The 1,773-nt window shown below is 38.5% G+C and carries 2 protein-coding genes; both read left to right on the forward strand.

Translation table 11 applies throughout. The annotated features are described in order from the left end of the window. The first annotated feature begins 350 nt into the window (after positions 1–350). The gene (locus tag QTN94_RS19730) at positions 351–1,181 is read left to right on the forward strand and encodes a methyl-accepting chemotaxis protein (RefSeq protein WP_331428624.1); all 831 of its coding nucleotides are present in this window, start codon (positions 351–353) and stop codon (positions 1,179–1,181) included. A 401-nt stretch (positions 1,182–1,582) separates the two neighbouring features. Beyond that, positions 1,583–1,773 (forward strand): DUF4123 domain-containing protein (locus QTN94_RS19735; protein ID WP_331428623.1); only part of this gene is annotated, 191 nt, incomplete at its 3' end.

Below are 1,773 nucleotides of genomic sequence, written 5' to 3' on the forward strand. Positions count from 1 at the left end.
CTGCGCGGTCAGGTAATGTTAGAATCATGAGAACTCGGTAACGGTTGTAGGTTTGTATGTTTGGCGACTGATCAGATCGCTCAAACGGTACCGAGTTCCCTTCTTTTTCTACAAACCAGTGATCTATATTTAGGAACAGTTATTTAGCTTCAGGGGAAGCGCAAAGTGGAGTTTTCTCCCGACTTAATAAATCAGGAAATGAAATATTTGTTGAGGCAACGTATTTCCCGATAATCTCTGACGGAAAAGTTATAAAAGTTGCTAAAGTCGCCTCTGATGTTACAGAACAACATGTAAGAAGCATTGAAGATTGTGAGTTATTAAGTGCATTAGACCGAACGTTTGCCGTTATCACATTTTCACCTTCTGGAGAGGTAATTAATGCAAACGATGCATTCCTGAGTACTTTAGGTTATTCACAAGATGAAGTCGTAACCAAGCATCATAAAATGCTTTGTTTTGACGATTTTTATCAAGAAAATCCTCATTTTTGGAGGGAGTTACAAGGTGGGAGAGCATTTAGTGGGCGTTTTTTAAGAAAATCAAAACTAGGCGATAGAATTTGGATTCAGGCGTCTTACAACCCAATATTCAACGATAAAAATGAAGTATATAAAGTGGTTAAGTTTGCTACTGATATTACACCAGAGGTCCTTCAAGAGGAGGCTTCAAATGAGGCCATATCGATTGCTTACACAACGGCCGTTGAAACTGAACAAGTAGCAACGGATGGTAAAAAATCAATAAACAAAGTTCAAGAACAATCACTAGACGCAGTTCAACAAGTGGAAAGCTCCGTCGAACTAATAAATAAGCTCAATGAACTCTCAACTAACATTGAAAATATCGTCCAAGTTATTGGTAGCATTGCTGATCAAACGAACTTACTGGCTTTAAATGCGGCAATAGAAGCAGCAAGAGCTGGTGAATATGGACGTGGTTTTGCTGTTGTGGCTGATGAAGTGAGGGTTTTAGCTTCCAAGACATCAGGCTCAACAGCTGAAATTAGCCGAGTGGTCTCTGAAAATGTAATTTTGACGAATAAAATATCCGAATCAATGGGGAAAATTAGAGTCTCTGCAATAGATACAAATGAACAACTATACACTGTATCTTCAGTGATCGATGAAATACAAAGAGGTGCAGAGGATGTCGCTAAAAATATGTCCAATTTAACTTAGTGTGAACCTAAACCAATTTTTTAGCTAGTGCGATTTTACTTACCGCACTAGCACTTCATAGCTAGCTTTGCCATACCTGTAGTTATTCATTAGTTGCTAAACACTGGTAAATAAATGTCCAAATACGATTCATTGCCAATTAGGAAAAGCTGTTAATTAAGAAAAGCAATTTCTCGACCTCCTGAAAAAGTGGCATTGGAAATGGTCCAAGAACGGCTCAAATCTTCTCTCGCTCGCATAGATAGAGAAAAAGTGATCTTACTTCGACATTTTTTGCCTAGTTTTTCTTTTTAAGTCAGAAAATTAGTAATTTTTCATTGTGCCATTGCTTGCTTATTGAGCGGTCGTTATTCTCGGTTTAATACAGAAGATATTATCTACGTCAGCCAGAGTAATACGCAATGAATCCATCATTTGAATTGTCAAAATCAGAGCAACTATTCCTTTTGGTGGAAGGTGCTTGCATTCCTGACCTAGAAAGGCAGCTTTATCAGCTACCTGGGGTAATGGAACAAGAACCGATTTTTTTGTATCCCCCTTATAATCAGCTATTGAGTGTTTCTCCGAGGCTAGTGAAAGCGACCCCAGAGGT

The sequence above is a fragment of the Vibrio sp. M250220 genome (assembly GCF_036533795.1).
GTDB lineage: Bacteria > Pseudomonadota > Gammaproteobacteria > Enterobacterales > Vibrionaceae > Vibrio.